Here is a 17,053-nt window from a genome sequence, read left to right as displayed (position 1 = left end):
AGTGCGCCGTATCGCCAAATGGGTGATAATTGCTGCCGTCCTTCTGCTTTCGCTTATCGCGGGCAACTTTGTTCATGGCTGGACCGCGCCGGGCCCGCTGGCTCGCGAAGCGTCGGTCGTTATCAAGGCAGGGTCCAGCATTACCTCCGCCGCCGTCCAGCTTGAAGCCGAAGGTGTTGTCAAATCCGCTGATGCGTTCGTCAACCGGGCGAGAGTTTTCGGCGCGACCAGCACCATAAAAGCAGGCGAATTCGTGATACCGGCAGGGGCCTCCAACTCCGAAGTGCTGGATATTTTGACCGGCGGTAAGACGGTCCAGCGTATGGTCACTATTCCCGAAGGCTGGCCATCCATCATGGTTTATGAACGCTTGATGGCAAATGACCGGTTGGAAGGCTCGATTGGCGTACCGGTCGAAGGCTCCGTCCTGCCCGACAGCTATGCATTTGAAAAAAATGAAAGCCGCGCAGATGTCCTGAAGCGGATGCAGGATGCAATGACTAGGACAATCGACGAATTATGGCCAAAGCGCAGCGCCAACACGGTGGTTAAAACACCCGAAGAGGCCCTGACACTTGCATCAATCGTTGAAAAAGAGACGTCCTTGAAATCCGAGCTCGGCATTGTGGCTGGCGTCTATTCCAACCGCATCCGGCAAGGCATGATGTTGCAGGCGGACCCAACCATCATCTATCCGATCACCAAAGGGAAACCGCTGGGCCGCCGCATCCGTCAATCAGAAATTGCCGATGTGAATGATTATAACACCTATGCCATGGTCGGCCTGCCCAAGGGCCCAATTGCCAACCCGTCGCGCGCCGCGATTGAGGCAGTGTTAAACCCCGAAGAAACCAAGGCTTTGTTCTTTGTCGCCGACGGTAAGGGCGGGCATGTATTTGCAAATACGCTGCAAGAACATAATGCCAATGTCGAAAAATGGTACGCAATCCGCCGTCAGCGCGGAGAGATGTAACGATAGCTTCCCATCTAGGGTCAGGACCTATTAACAACGCCATCATCACTCCGACTATGCGGCTTTTGATCCTAAGGTTCCGCAATGTTGAACGGGCCCGGCATCGGATCAAGCGCCGCTTGCAACGCGTCAATCTGGGTACGGTCGCCTTCTATTTTCAGCCCCGCCATTTCAAGTTGCGCCAACGGCATTTTCAAGAACAATAGCGCGAGGAAAAGCTGACGCGGTGCACTGACAGTCACTGCAGGGCGTTCATGACTGACGCCCATTTCGCTGAACATCACCGCATTGCCGACACTGACTTTTGCCTGCTCCTTGCGGTCCGTGAAATTGAAATTCAGGTTCAGCGATCTATCTCCGATCACTCCCGGATCAAGTCGTGTCGCCACCGAATCGAGCAAAAGTCCGGTCGGTACGGCCGAGATCATATCGATGCTCTGTGTCGTTATGCTGGCCTTTATGCCTTGCCGAAGATCGCGCGCCGCTGACAGAAACATATTGCGCCAGATAGCCGATTCCGCCTGATAACCCTGCTGTTCATAACTGTCGGCTAACAACGCACGACCTTCCGCATTTTGCGGCTCGGCAAAGACAAGGCTGTTCAGAAGGTCCGATGACCAACGATAGTCGCCATCGGCCATCGCCATTTTTGCAGCCGCCAGAACTTTCTTGGCCCCGCCCATGGCGGACACCAATTTGGTGGCGCGAATTTCGGGCGGATGCGGGTTCAGATTGGCCGGAACTGCATCATACCAACCCAGATAAAATTGATAAATTGCTTTGCTGTTATGGCTGTAAGTCCCGTAATATCCCTTATTGAACCATTGATTCCCAATCGCAGGCGGCGCCTTTAGCGTTTCGGCAATTTCCGCCTGTGTCATACCCTTGTTCATCATCCGGACCGTCTGGTCATGCAGATACCGGTAATTATCGCGCTGCCCGTTTAGCCACCCCTTGACTTCGGTTTTGCCAAAACGTGGCCAGCAATGGCTGGACGCAATCGTATCGCTGCGTTTCCCATATAGATTTGCCGCTTCATTCAGAAACCCGGCCCAGGCATGTGCATCGCGCACCTTTGCCCCGCGTGGGGTAAGAATATTGTGCAGGGAACATGTCGCAATTTCAGCAGCCAAAAAGGTCTTCGCAGACGGGACATAGACATTCATTTCTGCCGGTGCCTCGGTTTCCGGTACCATCTGGAATTCGAGCGACACCCCGTCGATAACCTGCACCTCCCCTGTTTTTCGTATATCGATCGTAGGCGCAATCAGGGTGATGTCGCCGCCCGCGATGCCTTTACCAATTCCGCTACCCATTTGCCCTTGCGGACCCGGGGTCAGATTGCTGCCGAACTGGTAAATCGCGCGCCGCCCCATCGCGGACCCGGCCATGACATTTTCGGATGCAGTTTCGGCCATAAAATGTTCGGGCGCAATAATCTGAACCTTACCTGCCTTAACGTCATTTTCGTCAATGACGCCGCGCACGCCGCCAAAATGGTCGCCGTGGCTATGGCTGTAGATCACAGCACTTACAGGCCGGGCGCCCAAAGTCTCGTTTACCAGTCGCAAAGCCGCCGCCGCGGTGTCGCGGGTGGTGAGCGGGTCGATTAAAATCCAGCCTGTCTGGCCTTTGATAATGGTCATATTCGACACGTCGAAGCCACGAATTTGCCACATGCCTTCGGACAAAGCGAACAAGCCATGTTTACGCAGCAGTCCCATGTGCCGCCAAAGGCTGGGATTGACCGTTTCCGGTGCGCGCCCATTCACCCATGCATATGCATCCAGGTTCCAGACCGTTTTACCGTCTTTGGACTTTATGATCGGGTCGGCAAGGGTCGCGATAAAGCCCCGATCAGAAAATTCGGCGTCCCTGCCATCTTCGGCAGGTAATGAACTGGCAATCTGCTGTTGCGCGGCGGAGGTCGAGGGTGAGGCCCCTTTCGGTTCCTGTACCTGCACCGCCGCAGATGCGCCTGTGATGCTGCCAACGCAACCGATGACGATTAAAGCCTGTTTTATCATGCCGCTCTCCTTCAATCAAAAGAGTGCGCCGATAGCTTTCAAATGTAAAGTCGATTGGACAATTGGAAATTGGTCAGCTTTGGCCTCAATAACCCATCAGGCTCATGACTTCTTTTCGGCTCGACTGGTCATCAAGAAAGCAGCCAATCAGCTTTGACGTTACCATTTCCACGCCATGCACCTTGACGCCGCGCCCGGTCATGCACCCGTGCTGGGCCTCAACCACAACGGCCACACCATGGGGTTTCAGATGATCCCAGATGCAGTTCGCAACTTCGGCGGTCAAACGTTCCTGCACCTGCAACCGTTGTGCGAAACCGTGAAGTACGCGGGCAAGTTTGGAAATGCCAACCACCCGATCGGTAGGCATATAGGCGATGGACGCCTTGCCGATTATCGGCGCCATATGATGTTCGCAATGCGACTGGAACGGGATGTCTTTCAGCAAGACCAATTCATGGTAGCCGCCCACTTCCTGAAATGTGCGGGACAAATGCGCCGCAGGATCTTCGGCATAACCGCTGCAATATTCCCGCCAGGCCCGCCCGACTCGCGCGGGGGTATCAAGAAGTCCTTCGCGCGAGGGGTCATCGCCGGACCATCGGATAAGCGTCCGGATAGCGTCTTGTACCTCTTCAGGAACAATGACTTTGCCATTATTGTCTATTTCGTCGTCATAATGAATGTGTGCGATGGGAAATACCATTTCGGGCTTGTTCATGTCAGGGCTCCCGCAAACCGCGTGTTTGCGTCATCCTTCATGTACGGTCACCCGCCTTTCAATCCTATACAGACAATAGCCCATAGGTATTTGCCTGCAATAGCGTCTGTTTATCGACCAATGTCGGAAACGTACAAGCGATGTAGCGCAAGACCTGATATCTATTGATTCGTAATACAGTTCCTCGTTTTACGGGGGCGTTGGGGGGGAACGGAATATTTGCGACCCGTTCCGTTCTCCCTCGACAATTACTTACCCGATTGCCTGACCTGTTTTTGCCCAATCGGCAAGAAAGCCTTCAATGCCCTTGTCGGTCAGGATATGCTTGAACAGTCCCTTTATAACCGACGGCGGCGCAGTCATCACGTCCGCGCCGATCTTTGCGGCCTCCAGAACATGGACGCCATGGCGCACACTTGCGACAAGAATTTCCGTACCAAAATCGTAATTGTCGTAAATCAGGCGGATATCGCTAATCAGGCTCATACCGTCAAAACCGTTGTCGTCGTGGCGACCGACAAAGGGGGACACAAAGGTTGCGCCCGCTTTGGCCGCAAGCAAGGCCTGGTTGGCCGAAAAGCACAAGGTCACATTGACCATCGTTCCGTCATTGGTAAGCGCCTTGCACGTTTTCAGGCCATCAATGGTGAGCGGTACCTTGATGCACACATTGTCCGCAATCTTGCGTAAAATCTCCGCCTCTTTCATCATCGTCGCATGGTCAAGCGCCAGAACTTCGGCTGAAACCGGCCCGTGGGTCAACGCGCAAATCTCGCGCGTTACCTCGATAAAGTCACGACCCGATTTCGCGATCAGAGAAGGGTTGGTGGTAACACCATCCAGCAGACCCGTCGCGGCCAGTTCCTTGATGTCAGCGATTTCAGCGGTGTCGGCAAAGAATTTCATTTTCTTGATTTCCTGATCTGAGGATTCGGTTTGAAGTCTATTGGCAAATGCCCGTCCCAATTGACAGCGATAAAAGGCCGAAAACCCAGGTTCCGCAAACCGGCGACAATAGCGGGAAGTTCACAGTGGATCGCATCTTTCCATGTTGGAAAGGCGGTCCCCGAAACCATCTTTCTCTTGACTTGGCTGAAGCTTCAAATGGGTAATTCATTATCGCTGATAATTTATCTCCTGCATCCAAAAGTGACAGGTAAATTCCTACATTTCAATGACTTGTTGCGACATTCGGCACATTTCGCTCTTCATAATATAGTGCCCGACGCGCCGCCTATTTCAAAAGTCCAAACACGCCCATTAGTAATGGATCGTTGGTCTTTTGCGGGTCCGCCCGGATGGCCGATTCCTCCAGACCGATTGCGGCCCAGATGCTATCGTCTGCCTTGCGGGAAATGTCCTGTGCCAGCGCAGCGATGTCGAAACCCGTAACCGAGCGCACTGCCTGACCGATCACCTGATCATCGAACAGCCGCAGACCGTCGGAAATTCCCGGAACCATGGATTCAAGAAGCGCGGGTCCCATCTTGCCACGCAGAAACGCAGTAGCAGCCTGCGGCCCGCCCCGCACAAGGGCGTCGGCATCTTCGATGCTGATATTACGCACGGCATCTGCGACCAACGGGGCCGCGCGTTCAGCGCCCTTTTCGGCGGCACGGTTCAGCTGGCGTTGCAGCCGGTCGCGAAACTGGCGACTTTGCAGGACGACGGACAAAATCCCTGCACCCCGTTCTCCGCCGAAGCGATCGGGCAAGGAAATGCGCGCCACCGAACTGTCATAGAATCCGCCCGGTTGCAGCAGCAGGGCAAAGGCATTCTGCGATGCCAGTGTCAGCAAACGCCGGATCGCTTCGGTCAGGCTGAATGTAGGCATGCTCTGGCAGCCGGGGAGTGCAAGGGCAAACAGGGCAGCGCCCGACAGCAGGATTTGGCGGCGGTTGGTGGTCATCTGGCTCTCCTTTTATACGCTTTGGTATCATGAAAATTCTACGTTATCCATCAATGCATTGCGCTTCGCTGTTCGATTCCGTTAGTTTTACATTCGGCGAAAAAGGCAGCAGAGGATGAAGTGGTGACGTTGCCCTTTTGTCTGCCTATATGCTTCCCATGAATCCCACTCCACCCCGTGTCCGCGTCGTTCTGCTGACGCAAGTGATCGGGCCACTCGACTATCGGCTGCCCGATGGCATGGTGGCAAAGCCGGGCACTGTCGTCATGGTTCCGCTGGGTCCACGCAAGCTGCCGGGTGTTGTCTGGGATGAAGATATTTTCGATGACGAGCCTGTAGAAGCAAAGAAACTGCGCGCCGTGCTGGAGATCGTCGAATGTCCGCCCATCGGTCCGGGTTTGCGGAAACTGGTTGATTGGGTAGCCGATTATTATCTGACGCAGCACGCCGCTGTGTTGCGTATGGTTTTGGCATCGTCTGCAGCCTTTACCACATCGGGTACGATAACGGAATATCGCCGAACCAATGTTGAGCCGGCGCGATTGACACCGCAACGCGCGGCTGCGCTCGATGCCCTTGAAGACGCGCAAGGTTTGGTGCGCGAATTGGCGGCAGAGGCCGGAGTCAGCGACAATATCATTCGCGGCCTGATAAAAGCCGGAGCCTTTGAACCCGTCACAATCAGCGTCGATACGCCCTTTCTCGAACCGCAGCCCGATTTTGCAAACCCCGTCCTGAACGAAGCCCAGCAAGCCGCTGCTGACACCATGACCTTAGCGGTGCGCGATGGCGGTTTTTCTACATTTGTCCTTGATGGGGTCACCGGTTCCGGAAAGACAGAAACCTATTTTGAAGCGGTCGCAGCGGCGTTGCGGCTGAATAAACAGGTCCTGGTTCTGTTACCCGAGATCGCGCTCACGCAACCCTTTCTGAAACGATTTGAAGAACGGTTTGGCGTCGAACCTGCGACATGGCATTCCAATATGCGTTCGACCCAAAGGCGCAGGGTGTGGCGCGCAATTGCCGACGGGACTGCAAAAGTGGTGGTTGGCGCACGCTCTGCATTGTTCCTGCCATTTGCGAATCCCGGCCTTATCATCGTTGATGAAGCCCATGAAACCAGCTTCAAGCAAGAAGATGGCGTGCGGTACCACGCCCGCGATGTCGCGGTAATGCGGGGGCGGTTTGAAGGATTTCCTGTCATTTTGGCATCGGCGACACCGGCGCTGGAAACCCGTCATATGGTCACCATCGGGCGGTATAGGGGTCTGGAAATTCCGTCGCGGTTCGGCGCGGCCAAAATGCCCGAAATCAAGGCAATCGACCTGACACTCGACGCCCCGGAACGGCAGCACTGGATCGCGCCGACCCTGCTAAAGGCGCTTGAAGAACGTCTTGAACGCGGCGAACAAAGCTTGCTTTTTCTGAACCGCCGCGGCTTTGCGCCGCTGACATTATGCCGGACCTGCGGACACCGGTTCCAATGCCCCAATTGCACCAGCTGGATGGTGGAACATCGGCTGGTGCGCCGTCTGGCGTGCCACCATTGCGGCCATGTCATGCCCCCGCCAGAAGAATGCCCCGAATGTGGCGAGTCCGATACATTGGTCGCGTGCGGGCCGGGTGTGGAACGCATATCGGACGAGGTTAACCGTTTGCTGCCGCAAGCACGGACCATCATTGCAACGTCGGACACGCTCTGGTCGCCTGAAAAAGCAGCGGAATTTGTCGCTCGTGTGGAAAACAAGTCTGTCGACATTATCATTGGCACCCAATTGGTGACCAAGGGCTATCATTTTCCCGAACTGACGCTGGTCGGCGTGATTGATGCCGATCTGGGCTTGGAAGGCGGCGATCTGCGTGCTGCCGAACGCACTTTTCAGCAGATAGCGCAGGCTGCCGGGCGGGCAGGCAGAGGCGAAAAGCCGGGCGAGGTCTTTATCCAGACCCGCAATCCGGGCCACCCTGTAATCGCCGCGCTTGTGGCCGGCGACCGCGATGCATTTTACGATGCCGAAACCGAACAGCGCAAATCGGCCGGTGCTCCACCGTTTGGCCGCTTTGCCGCGATCATTATTTCATCCGAGGACGAACGCGAGGCGATAGAAGCCGCGCGTGCCGTGGGCGGAGCAGCCCCGCAGACCGAGGGCATGTATGTCTATGGCCCTGCGCCAGCTCCGCTCGCCATGCTGCGCGGCCGGTACCGGCAAAGATTATTGGTCCACGCCCAAAGGTCAGTGGAAATGCAGGCGATTATCCGCCAATGGCTGGGTGGCCTACAATTTCCCCGTAGCGTCCGCGTCGGCGTGGATGTAGACCCCTATAGCTTTCTATGATGCGTTTTTTTGTACTCGCCTTTAGCGTCTTATATAGATAATACAGCCTATCGATGTTTTTCAAACGAGACAATTCTTCCGCTGCGGCGACCGATATCGACAGCCGCCTTGCGGCCTTCGATCAGGCATATGCAGGACTGTACCCCGACAACCCGAAACCTTGGGATGGCGAGGCGCCGCCGCCAAAACCCAAAAAACAATTTTTGGGCAAATCCCGCTGGTGGTGGTTTTCGCGTTTCGTAGCGGCATCTTTGGCGCTGTTCATCCTGCTTATCCTGTGGCTCGCGATCACGGCGCCTTTGTCAAAGTCGCTGCAGCCTATCGCGCCACCGCGCATTACTTTGTTGGCGTCGGACGGCACGCCCATCGCCCGCAACGGCGCCATTGTCGACAGGCCGGTCAATGTCAGCACCCTACCGCCACACGTCGTGCAGGCATTTCTATCGATTGAAGACCGGCGGTTCTATTCGCATTGGGGTATCGACCCCAGAGGTCTCGCGCGCGCCGCCTGGTCGAACGCAATCGGCAGCGGTATTACACAAGGCGGCAGCACGATTACACAACAGCTCGCCAAATTTACATTTCTGACTCCCGAACGCAGCCTGACCCGAAAGGCGCGCGAAATGCTTATCGCATTCTGGCTCGAAGGTCGGCTGACCAAAGACGAAATCCTCGAACGCTATCTTTCCAACGTTTATTTCGGCGACAATGTGTATGGATTGCGCGCCGCATCCCTGCATTATTTTTACCGCCAGCCCGAACGGCTGACATTGGCACAGGCATCAATGTTGGCAGGGCTGGTACAGGCCCCATCCCGCCTCGCTCCCACGAAAAATCCGGAACGCGCGGCCAAACGCTCGAAACTTGTGCTTCGCGCCATGGTGGCCAATGGCGCAATCACACAGGCAAAAGCCGATGCAACGCCGGTCGCAAGACTGGATGTCCGCGTTCGCGACAGCATTCCTACTGGTACCTATTTTGCGGATTGGGCCGTTCCGCAAGCGCGGCTTTTAACCGAAAGTGGCTATGCCGATGTCCGCATCAAAACGACATTGGACGCGCGCCTGCAACAGATTGCGCGCCGCGTAACTGGCACTAGCGGCCTCGGAAAGGCCCAGGTTGCGCTGGTCGCCATGCGCCCCAATGGCGAAGTTGTGGCTATGGTGGGTGGCCGCAGCTATAAGGATTCCGCCTTTAACCGTGTTACACAAGCCAAAAGGCAGCCCGGATCAACGTTCAAGCTGTTTGTCTATCTGGCGTCCTTGCGCGCAGGAATGACCCCGAATTCATTGATTGCCGACACGCCAATCAATGAAGGACTCTACCGGCCCAAAAATTCGGAGGATAATTATCGGGGCGACATAAGCCTGAAAGAAGCCTTTGCCCGGTCAAGCAATGTGGCTTCGGTTCGCCTGTACCAACAAGTGGGGGGTGAAGCTGTGGCAAAGGCAGCGGAAGATTTGGGTGTAACGAGCAAGCTCAATCTCGACCCCAGTCTTGCGCTTGGCAGTTCGGCAATTTCACTGCTGGAACTTACGTCGGCTTATGCCGGTGTCGCAGGAAACGCCTGGCCGGTTGAACCGCACGCCTTCCAGCAGGAAGAACAGGGCTGGATAGAATGGTTATTTTCCGGACCGCGCAGTTTTAGTGGTCGGACCCACCGGATGCTGCTCGAATTGCTGGGTGAAACCGTCACCGACGGCACGGGTCGCGCCGCCCGCTTGTCCATTCCCGCTTATGGTAAAACCGGTACCAGCCAAGATAATCGTGATGCCTTGTTTGTCGGGTTTGCCGGCGATCTGGTCGTCGGTGTTTGGATCGGCAACGACGATAACAGCCCCCTTCGCGGCGTAAACGGGGGTGGCCTTCCCGCACGGATCTGGCGGGATTTCATGAGTCAGGCAATTAAAGGTGCAGCGCCCAGAACCAAGCCGAAACCGGCTGTAAAGCCAGACCCCGAGGGGCCTGTGGCACCATTGGACCTGACCGAATTACCAGATGTTCCCATTGATATTGGCAAAAGCGATATCCGCTTTGATGAAAAAGAAGGTGTAACCGTCAACACCGAAGTCGGCGGTGTTCCGCTTGATATCAATTTGGGTCGTGATGGCGTCGCGATACAGCCCCGGCAGCAGGAAAATGAGCAGCGGCGCTGATGTCCTGTTGATTGGTGCGCGCTTTTATGGTCGATGGGCGTATGCGATATATACTGGCTCTTCTGCTCATACTTTCCCCGTTTGCAATGTCCCAGTCCCGCGGCGAAGCAACCGATATCGCTGCTGCCACGCGCAGCGTCGTCCGGATTGCCGTATTCAGTTCGGCCGACGGACAGCGTACATTGATCGGCCACGGATCAGGCGTTGCGGTCTCTGCTGACAAAGTCATTACCAACGCCCATGTTGTCGACCCGGCCCGTATCGATGAAAGCGTAACATTCACCGTCATCCCAACTGAAGGGAATGCAACCTACAAAGCTCGATTGGTCGCCGCTTCGCCCGGCAAGGATTTGGCGCTTTTGCAATTAACGCAATCCGGACGCCTCATTCCCGCCAGTTTCTTTTCCGGCATAATCGGGGACGGTATTGATGTCTTTGCGATCGGATATCCTGCGAATGTCGACATCGCATTGGAACAGGATGAAGATGATGTCCTGCGCCCATCTGCTCCTGTCAAAACACGCGGCAGCATTTCTTCGGGGCGCAGTTCCAAAACGGTTGAATCCCTTTTGCACACGGCACCAATAGCACCGGGCAACAGCGGCGGGCCTTTGGTTGATGCGTGCGGACGGGTAATCGGTATCAACAGTTTTGGCTCGACCGCCGATGACGGAGGCGCTGAATTCTATTTTGCGATTTCGGTTCGCGAGGTCGCTACATTCCTGCAGGATCTGAAAGTTGAACTGAACACCGTCATCAACGAATGCCGGTCTGTTGCAGAACTCAGTCGGGCGGAAGCGGAACGCGAAGCTGCTTCGCGTGCAAAAATCGAGGCGGAGGCCAGAGTTGCAAGCGAGCTTAGAAGCAGCCGCGAAGGAAAGGTCCGGCGGGATGCCGAACATGCCGTTATTGCCGAGCGTGAAAATCACATCGCGCTTGCCGGGCTGCTGCTCATTCTAGCCGCGGTGGCAGGTGGTGCAGCGTGGCAGTTTATCGAACGCGAACAGCGCGATCGATTCAAGATTGCGGCCGGAATTGCTGCCGTTGCTGCGGTTTCGGCTATAACATTATTTTTTTCCAAACCATCTTTTGAAGAAGTCGACGAACGTGTTCGCGCCGCAATGACCGAACAGATTTCCCAATCCGAAGATGAACCCAAAGAAGCTGTAGCGGGCGAGACAGGAAAACGGCGATGCGTAATCCAGCCGGAGCGCAGCCGGGTGACGATTTCGGATACCGCCGACGTCCGTTTTGATTGGACAGCAGAGGGATGCATAAACGGGCGAACCCAATATGTTGATAATGCCGGCAACTGGACCCGCTCTTTCGTTCCCAACAACGATGCAAACGTTTCTTTGGTCAGTTACACGCCCAAGAGCGAAACATATCGCATTGAACGCTATTTGTTGGGCATTGATGCAATGGGCGCGGCGCGCGCATCACGCAAAAGATACGACGTTACAAGCTGTAACTCCGATCCAGACGCGTTGGGCAAGATCGACAATATGAACAAGGCCGTTCGCGAAGTTTTGCCACCTGAGCCCAATGAAATTCTGGTATTTGCTTGCTCGGTCGAATAATGGATGGATTGTACCGCAAGCCGTTCCGTCTATGATAGAAATATGATGCGGTGTTTGCCCCTTATTCTGACTATTTTTCTCCTCGCCGGATGTTCCAAAGGGGTCGATAACAGCCGGGTTCGCGTCGATATCATCGAAGGAAGGCCGCGCCCTTTCAACATTTCGGCAATGCCGTTACCACTGGCTTCGGCCTATCTTCGCGGTGCCACGGCCCAAGGGCTCGTAACCTTTGACAATAAAGGACGTGTTGCCCCTGGACTTGCCAACCGGTGGATTGTGACGGATGACGGCTTAAGTTACATTTTCCGCCTGAATAAGACTCGCTGGAATGACGGGCGTGAGGTGACATCCAACGAAGTTGCCGACCTGCTGACAACACGCATTCAGGAATTGCGCAAGGGTCGGTTCAACTCCGAATTGGCGGTCATTGATCGGGTTGTGCCGATGACAGGCAAAGTCATCGAAATTCGGCTTAAGGCACCCATGCCCTATTTGCTCGAAATGATGGCACAGCCGGAATTCGGCCTTGCCCGGCGCGGATTCGGATCGGGTCCCATGCAGGCCAAACGGCTTGGCGATGCGATGCAGCTGCGGTTGAGAAATATTGACGAAAAGGGCGATAATATCCTGGAACCGGAGACCGTTACCGTCCGTGGCAGCTCCGCTTCGCTCGCCCTCGCACGCTATATGGAAGGGCAAAGCGATCTGGTTGAAGGCGGCCGTTTCGAAGATTTTCCTTTGCTCGATGCGGCGCAAATCAATGCGAATGAAATCCAATTTGATCCGGTGCCGGGTCTGTTCGGATTGCTGTTTGTCGAAGGCGGCCCTTTTCTTTCCTCCCGCGATAACCGCGATGCCATCGCTATGGCGATTGACCGGCCAAAGCTTCTTACGGCTTTTGATATTGTGGCGTGGCGCGAAACTTTGACTCTGGTTCCCGAAAGCCTGCCCAACCGGCTGCCAGCACCACGACCTGACTGGTCTTCGCAACAGATTGAAAGTCGCAAGACCAGAGCAAAAACGATTATCGGACAATGGGAAGGCAGTAATGGTGAGGTGCGGCCCTTGCGTATCGCTTTGCCGCGTGGATATGGCGGGCGCATATTCTTTGCCCGGCTGCGCGCCGATATGGCCTCGATCGGTCTGGAGGTTGAAAGGGTCACGATTGACCGGCCGCACGATCTGCGCTTGATAGATCGCACCGCCGATCAATCGAGCCCGGCCTGGTATCTGGATCAGCTTTCCTGCACCGTAAGCTCCATTTGTAACAAGGATGCCGATCGGCTTGTGTTCGAAGCGCGCATGGCCGCGACGATAGAACAACGGGCCCAGTTGCTGGCGCAAGCAGAGGCCGAATTACAGGAAATGCGGAATTTCATTCCTATCGCCAATCCCCTGCGCTGGTCGGTTGCACGGCCCGGATTACTGGGCCATGTCGCAAATGGTCGGGGTTGGCACCTGTTGCAATATCTGGGGCGCGATACAACATAAGGGTAAAGGAGTGCGCCCCATGCCACTTTCGCAAGAACAGTTTAGTCAAATCGCCAAAGATTTACCGGGCATGGGTAGCGACCCGCATTCGGTGCGCGTCCGGGTGGAGGCGATGGAAAAATTACTTGAGCGGGCGTTTCATATTCCGGGCACAAAAATTCCCTTTGGCTTGGATACGGTGGTTGGTCTGGTCCCGGTGCTGGGCGATGTAGTTACGGCAGCGATGGGCGCTTATATTGTGTGGGAAGCGCGCAACCTTGGGATGTCAAAATGGCAGCTGATCCGCATGGCCGCCAATGTGGGTGTCGATACCGCCATCGGCGCTGTACCCCTGGTCGGCGATGTGTTCGACCTTGTATGGCGTTCCAACAGCAAGAACCTGCGGATTATTAAAAAGCATCTCGACAAGCATCATCCCGGAACGCGCATTATCGAAGGCTAGGGTCAGGACCTAACGCCCTCGCCACACCTTGATCACCGCCCTATCCGCTGCACCCTTGGCGAAGCGCGGACACCGGCGTGGCTTCAGGTCTTTACCCAAACATATCCGCACCTCTTGCAACCAGCCTTTACCATTGGTTTTGATTTTGACCGCCTGTGCCGGCAGCCCGTCATTCAGGTCGGCAAACGCCTGTGCCAATCCGGCAACGGTCAGAGGCGTGCCCCTTTCGACCTCCCGCGACAACCTGTCCATATCCGGAAATTGGATTGCGTTGAAAAGAACTCTTGCTGCCCCGAAATAGGCCTCTGGTGTTTTGGCCATACAGGTTCCGTGCTTGGCCCATTCATGCTGCAAAAGCTGCGGTGTCGGGGTCATGCAGATGTTTTGACTGATTATGTCCCGCCGCAATACACCGACCTTTCGGCAATATTGCGGATAATTCGGGCCAGTTGTTTCAGGCCAAAGCCCATGCAGCACAAATCCGAAATCGCCAATCTCGCCGGAACATTGAAAGCGCATTGCCGGATCACGCTGTCGACCGCGACAATATTCCCGGCTCCAACTGAGCGCGAGTGTATAGCCGCTGATTGGCGTCTTGCGCATCTGCCCGGGTGCAGGCAATTCCAGCGCCGGTCGCGGCAAATATTTCGGCGCACGGCATTGCCATGCCTGCGCAAAAGAAGGGGTCGCTGAAAACAATGCGACCACTGCAATAAACGCAAAGACCATCTGCACGGGGTTAGGTCTGAGCAAAATCCAGCCCTATATCGGCCGCTGGCGCACTTTGCGTTAAACGGCCGACCGAAATATAGGTCACACCCGTTTCCGCTTTTGCGCGAATTGTTTCCAACGTCACACCGCCTGATGCCTCGGTCGGCACACGCCCGGCCACAAGCGATACTGCCTCGGCCAATTCATCAATGTCCATATTATCGAGCAACAAATGGGTCGCCCCAGCGGCCATGCCCGGTTCGATTTGGGATAGGCGATCAACTTCCAGTATAATTTCAGCAATTCCTGCTTCTTTTGCGCGGCGCACCGCCTCCTCAACACCGCCAGCGACCGCAACATGATTATCCTTAATCATGGCCCCATCCCATAACCCCATCCGGTGATTGATCGCACCGCCCATGCGCGTTGCATATTTTTCCAGGATGCGGAGACCGGGGATCGTCTTGCGGGTATCAAGCAACGTGCATCCGGTTCCGGCAATCGCGTCGACATATTTGCGCGTCATGGTCGCAATACCTGACAAATGCTGCACCGTATTAAGGGCCGAACGCTCGGCAGTGAGCATCGCGCGCGCGCGTCCTTTTAACCACATCAGATCAGTTCCAGATGCAACTTGCTGCCCTTCGGCGACCTGTATTTCAACCTTCATACCGGGATCGAGATGCTTGAAAAAAGCCTCTGCAATTGGAAGTCCGGCAACAACTATAGGGTCCCGGCTTCCCATTACGCCTGCAAATCTGACATCAGTCGGAATGACACTTTCGGACGTGATGTCCCGCCCGGTGGGCCCCAAATCCTCCGAAAGAGTTGCCGCCACAAATGTGCGTATGTGAAAATCTTTAATCATGAACTTCATTGTCGGACCTACGTTAGAGGCATGCTTAATTTTGCGAGGCATATTTGGGCAATTTGAGATTCGTAAAGAAACGTTATATCCCAGCTAATCCAAAGCACATGGACTAGGAAAGCAGAATCATCACGCAGACCATATTGACAAAAATAGCATTTTTGCTATTTAATATCTATGAACTGGGAAGTAGGCTATCTCGACAGTGTTGTTGAGCGTGAAATTGCTGAATTACCGATTGAGATAAAAGCAAAGTTGCGGCGTTTGGCCGATATGATTGAACAACTCGGCCTTACCGCGATGCGTGAACCATATATCAAGCATTTGCAGGGCAAACTTTGGGAAATGCGTTTCACGGGTCGGGATGGTATCGCTCGTGCAATCTATGTTACAGCGTCTGGACAACACGTAATCATTGTATGCGCACTTCTCAAAAAAACTCAAAGGACCCCACGTTCAGAAATTGAATTGGCCTTGAAACGGGCGGAGCAAATTAGATGACCCAAGCACTATCATTTTCAAAACTAAGCGACCAATGGTTCAAAGATCCGGAATTTGTTCGTGAATATGATGCGCTCGAAGAAGAATTCATTCTGGCCCGCGCCTTGATAGAGGCGCGATCAAAAGCGGGTTTGACACAAGCAGAAGTTGCTCAGCGTATGGGTACAACCCAAAGCGTGGTTGCGCGGCTTGAAGGTGGAAGATCCAGGCCTTCAACGTCCACTTTGACAAAGTTTGCCAAAGCCACCGGAACAAAACTCAAAGTTAGCTTTGAAGCAATCGGACAATAATTGGACCGTTCCAATCAAATTCAAGCCCGCCCCAAATCGCCCTTGCCGACCGAACCGCTTGCCATTTCAAGCATCCGGTCCAGACTCTTTTTGGCCGCGAGCCTTATGGTTTCATCCATCTCGATCTGCGGTTGCAGATCGCGCAGCGCCAAATACAGCTTCTCCATTGTATTCAGCGCCATATAGGGGCAGATATTGCACGCACAATTGCCATCGGCACCGGGCGCACCAATAAACGTCTTGGTCGGCTCCGACTTTTCCATTTGATGGATGATATGCGGTTCGGTCGCGACGATTAAAGTGTCGCCTTCCATCGCATTGGCAAATTGCAATATCCCGCTGGTGGAACCTACATAATCCGCGTGATCAATGATATGCGGCGGGCATTCGGGATGCGCTGCGACGGGTACGCCGGGATGTTGCGCCTTCAACTTGAGCAATTCGGTTTCGCTAAAAGCTTCATGCACAATGCACACACCGGGCCAAAGCAACATTTCGCGGTCAAACTTGCGCGAAAGATAGCCACCCAAATGACGGTCCGGGCCGAAGATAATTTTCTGTTCCGGCGGGATTTGTGCAAGAATGGTTTCGGCACTGCTGCTCGTCACGATGATGTCGGACAATGCCTTCACCTCGGCTGAACAATTGATATAGGTCAGCGCGATATGATCGGGATGCGCTTCCCGGAACGCCCTGAATTTCCCCGGCGGACAGGCATCTTCCAACGAGCAACCCGCCGCCATATCCGGCAAAATAACTGTTTTTTGAGGGCTGAGAATTTTGGCGGTTTCAGCCATGAACTTGACCCCGCAAAACGCAATCACATCGGCATCGGTTTCCGCGGCCCGTTTGCTCAGCTCAAGGCTGTCCCCCACAAAATCGGCCAAATCCTGAATTTCCGGTTTTTGATAATAATGCGCCAAGATGACGGCGTTACGTTCTGTCTTCAGCCGGCTAATTTCACCAAGCAAATCGACAGCTTGCAGATTCTCACGGATCGGGGCGTTCATAATCGGAATCCAGTTATTCAAGTTCGCTCAAGCAATAA

The 17,053-nt window shown here is 54.7% G+C and carries 15 protein-coding genes; 8 read left to right on the top strand and 7 right to left on the bottom strand.

All coding sequences use genetic code 11. The features are described 5' to 3' along the window. Position 1: 1 nt before the first annotated feature. Positions 2 to 973, top strand: a complete 972-nt coding sequence (gene mltG / locus ACKVOS_RS11715; RefSeq protein WP_409212183.1) for an endolytic transglycosylase MltG — start codon at positions 2 to 4, stop codon at positions 971 to 973. Between the two features lie 71 nt (positions 974 to 1,044). On the opposite strand, the gene ACKVOS_RS11710 is transcribed toward mltG, so the two are convergent. From ACKVOS_RS11710 to ACKVOS_RS11695, 4 genes are all read right to left on the bottom strand, one after another. Continuing rightward, the gene (locus ACKVOS_RS11710; RefSeq protein WP_409212182.1) at positions 1,045 to 3,000 is read right to left on the bottom strand and encodes an alkyl/aryl-sulfatase; all 1,956 of its coding nucleotides are present in this window, start codon (positions 2,998 to 3,000) and stop codon (positions 1,045 to 1,047) included. 85 nt (positions 3,001 to 3,085) lie between these two features. Further along, complete coding sequence (folE, locus tag ACKVOS_RS11705; RefSeq protein WP_409212220.1) at positions 3,086 to 3,706, bottom strand: GTP cyclohydrolase I FolE; 621 nt, start codon at positions 3,704 to 3,706, stop codon at positions 3,086 to 3,088. A 267-nt stretch (positions 3,707 to 3,973) separates the two neighbouring features. Then, positions 3,974 to 4,627, bottom strand: coding sequence for a fructose-6-phosphate aldolase (gene fsa, locus ACKVOS_RS11700; protein ID WP_409212181.1), 654 nt, complete (start codon positions 4,625 to 4,627; stop codon positions 3,974 to 3,976). A 328-nt stretch (positions 4,628 to 4,955) separates the two neighbouring features. Next, positions 4,956 to 5,630, bottom strand: coding sequence for a DUF4197 domain-containing protein (locus ACKVOS_RS11695; protein ID WP_409212180.1), 675 nt, complete (start codon positions 5,628 to 5,630; stop codon positions 4,956 to 4,958). Between the two features lie 158 nt (positions 5,631 to 5,788). Here ACKVOS_RS11695 and ACKVOS_RS11690 point away from each other — a divergent pair, with 158 nt between their 5' ends. The 5 genes from ACKVOS_RS11690 (at position 5,789) to ACKVOS_RS11670 (ending at position 13,635) form a co-directional block, all read left to right on the top strand. Beyond that, on the top strand, positions 5,789 to 7,966 hold the full coding sequence (locus ACKVOS_RS11690) for a primosomal protein N' (protein ID WP_409212179.1): 2,178 nt from the start codon (positions 5,789 to 5,791) through the stop codon (positions 7,964 to 7,966). A gap of 53 nt (positions 7,967 to 8,019) precedes the next feature. Then, positions 8,020 to 10,122 carry a transglycosylase domain-containing protein gene (locus ACKVOS_RS11685; RefSeq protein ID WP_409212178.1) on the top strand — a complete coding sequence of 701 codons (2,103 nt, stop codon included), beginning with the start codon at positions 8,020 to 8,022 and terminating at the stop codon, positions 10,120 to 10,122. An 86-nt stretch (positions 10,123 to 10,208) separates the two neighbouring features. Beyond that, complete coding sequence (locus tag ACKVOS_RS11680; protein WP_409212177.1) at positions 10,209 to 11,702, top strand: S1C family serine protease; 1,494 nt, start codon at positions 10,209 to 10,211, stop codon at positions 11,700 to 11,702. 168 nt (positions 11,703 to 11,870) lie between these two features. Next, entirely contained in the window at positions 11,871 to 13,193 is a 1,323-nt protein-coding gene (locus ACKVOS_RS11675) for an ABC transporter substrate-binding protein (RefSeq protein WP_409212176.1), read from the top strand. A gap of 19 nt (positions 13,194 to 13,212) precedes the next feature. After that, positions 13,213 to 13,635: a DUF4112 domain-containing protein gene (locus tag ACKVOS_RS11670; RefSeq protein WP_409212175.1), complete on the top strand. Its 423-nt coding sequence runs from the start codon at positions 13,213 to 13,215 to the stop codon at positions 13,633 to 13,635. Positions 13,636 to 13,644: 9 nt separating this feature from the next. Here the strand turns inward: ACKVOS_RS11670 and ACKVOS_RS11665 are convergent, their stop codons facing one another. Beyond that, positions 13,645 to 14,277, bottom strand: coding sequence for a ribonuclease T2 (locus ACKVOS_RS11665; protein ID WP_409212174.1), 633 nt, complete (start codon positions 14,275 to 14,277; stop codon positions 13,645 to 13,647). Between the two features lie 97 nt (positions 14,278 to 14,374). Then, entirely contained in the window at positions 14,375 to 15,223 is an 849-nt protein-coding gene (gene nadC / locus ACKVOS_RS11660) for a carboxylating nicotinate-nucleotide diphosphorylase (RefSeq protein ID WP_409212173.1), read from the bottom strand. Between the two features lie 168 nt (positions 15,224 to 15,391). Here nadC and ACKVOS_RS11655 point away from each other — a divergent pair, with 168 nt between their 5' ends. Together ACKVOS_RS11655 and ACKVOS_RS11650 are read left to right on the top strand one after the other, a co-directional pair. Continuing rightward, entirely contained in the window at positions 15,392 to 15,715 is a 324-nt protein-coding gene (locus tag ACKVOS_RS11655; protein ID WP_409212172.1) for a type II toxin-antitoxin system RelE/ParE family toxin, read from the top strand. Further along, the gene (locus tag ACKVOS_RS11650; RefSeq protein ID WP_409212171.1) at positions 15,712 to 16,005 is read left to right on the top strand and encodes a helix-turn-helix domain-containing protein; all 294 of its coding nucleotides are present in this window, start codon (positions 15,712 to 15,714) and stop codon (positions 16,003 to 16,005) included. Before ACKVOS_RS11655 ends, ACKVOS_RS11650 begins: the two co-directional genes overlap by 4 nt. 20 nt (positions 16,006 to 16,025) lie before the next feature. On the opposite strand, the gene nadA is transcribed toward ACKVOS_RS11650, so the two are convergent. Next, on the bottom strand, positions 16,026 to 17,015 hold the full coding sequence (gene nadA, locus ACKVOS_RS11645) for a quinolinate synthase NadA (RefSeq protein WP_409212170.1): 990 nt from the start codon (positions 17,013 to 17,015) through the stop codon (positions 16,026 to 16,028). Positions 17,016 to 17,053: the final 38 nt, after the last annotated feature.

The organism is Sphingorhabdus sp. (genome assembly GCF_046154385.1).
Classification (GTDB): Bacteria; Pseudomonadota; Alphaproteobacteria; order Sphingomonadales; family Sphingomonadaceae; genus Sphingorhabdus_B.
Note: the sequence above shows the minus strand (reverse complement) of the source record. Positions and strands in the feature narration are given on the sequence as shown.

What these genes read in the sequence shown, in the direction of transcription:
- ACKVOS_RS11695 (WP_409212180.1), bottom strand. Translation starts at nt 5,630, where the DNA reads ATGACCACCAACCGCCGCCAAATCCTGCTGTCGGGCGCTGCCCTGTTT.
- folE (WP_409212220.1), bottom strand. Translation starts at nt 3,706, where the DNA reads ATGGTATTTCCCATCGCACACATTCATTATGACGACGAAATAGACAAT.
- ACKVOS_RS11670 (WP_409212175.1), top strand. Translation starts at nt 13,213, where the DNA reads ATGCCACTTTCGCAAGAACAGTTTAGTCAAATCGCCAAAGATTTACCG.
- ACKVOS_RS11675 (WP_409212176.1), top strand. Translation starts at nt 11,871, where the DNA reads ATGCCGTTACCACTGGCTTCGGCCTATCTTCGCGGTGCCACGGCCCAA.
- ACKVOS_RS11650 (WP_409212171.1), top strand. Translation starts at nt 15,712, where the DNA reads ATGACCCAAGCACTATCATTTTCAAAACTAAGCGACCAATGGTTCAAA.
- ACKVOS_RS11655 (WP_409212172.1), top strand. Translation starts at nt 15,392, where the DNA reads ATGAACTGGGAAGTAGGCTATCTCGACAGTGTTGTTGAGCGTGAAATT.
- ACKVOS_RS11685 (WP_409212178.1), top strand. Translation starts at nt 8,020, where the DNA reads ATGTTTTTCAAACGAGACAATTCTTCCGCTGCGGCGACCGATATCGAC.
- ACKVOS_RS11710 (WP_409212182.1), bottom strand. Translation starts at nt 3,000, where the DNA reads ATGATAAAACAGGCTTTAATCGTCATCGGTTGCGTTGGCAGCATCACA.
- nadC (WP_409212173.1), bottom strand. Translation starts at nt 15,223, where the DNA reads ATGAAGTTCATGATTAAAGATTTTCACATACGCACATTTGTGGCGGCA.
- nadA (WP_409212170.1), bottom strand. Translation starts at nt 17,015, where the DNA reads ATGAACGCCCCGATCCGTGAGAATCTGCAAGCTGTCGATTTGCTTGGT.
- ACKVOS_RS11690 (WP_409212179.1), top strand. Translation starts at nt 5,789, where the DNA reads ATGAATCCCACTCCACCCCGTGTCCGCGTCGTTCTGCTGACGCAAGTG.
- fsa (WP_409212181.1), bottom strand. Translation starts at nt 4,627, where the DNA reads ATGAAATTCTTTGCCGACACCGCTGAAATCGCTGACATCAAGGAACTG.
- ACKVOS_RS11680 (WP_409212177.1), top strand. Translation starts at nt 10,209, where the DNA reads ATGTCCCAGTCCCGCGGCGAAGCAACCGATATCGCTGCTGCCACGCGC.